This is a genomic window from Streptomyces varsoviensis, assembly GCF_000718635.1.
GTDB lineage: Bacteria > Actinomycetota > Actinomycetes > Streptomycetales > Streptomycetaceae > Streptomyces > Streptomyces varsoviensis.
The window spans coordinates 1-604 of the sequence record NZ_JOBF01000070.1; the positions used below are offsets into that span (position 1 = coordinate 1).

Here is a 604-nt window from a genome sequence, read left to right on the forward strand (position 1 = left end):
GGACGGCTACGACCCCGAGTCGGTCGCCGGCACTCCGCCGGAGAAGCTGGAGGGCCGGCTGCGCTATCTCCACCAGGCCCACCAGTTCCGGGCCCTGCTGCGCCGTGTCGACTTCGTGCCCGTCATCTCGCCGAGCACCGGCAGCAAGCACGGCCAGTGGGCGGAGTGGACCGACTCCAGGCGGCAGGAGGCGTACATCGCACGCTTCCAGAAGGCGTTCCCACTGCTGCCCCCCGACTCAGTGTGGACCCCGACGACTGCGGTGACTCCGCCGGCCCCGACCCTTGAAGCAGAGGCGGCCGACCGGAACGCGGACCATCCCTGGTCCCACGCCGTCACAGAGCCCCCTGCGTCCCCGCGCGGGATCGTGCCCGACCCGGTGCACCCCGACAGCCCCATCGCGATGCTGATCGTGAAGTCGATGCTGCTCACCGGCTTCGACGCCCCCCGAGAGCAGGTCCTCTACCTGGACCGCCCGATCCGCGGCGCCGAACTGCTCCAGGCCGTCGCCCGCGTCAACCGGCCGCACCCGGGCAAGGAGATCGGCTACGTCGTCGACTACTACGGCGTCTTCGGCCATCTGAACAAGGCGCTGGCCGGATAC

The 604-nt window shown here is 70.5% G+C and carries 1 protein-coding gene; it reads left to right on the forward strand.

The annotated features are described in order from the left end of the window. Positions 1–604 (forward strand): type I restriction enzyme subunit R domain-containing protein (locus tag IF55_RS40250; RefSeq protein ID WP_048833135.1); only part of this gene is annotated, 604 nt, incomplete at both ends.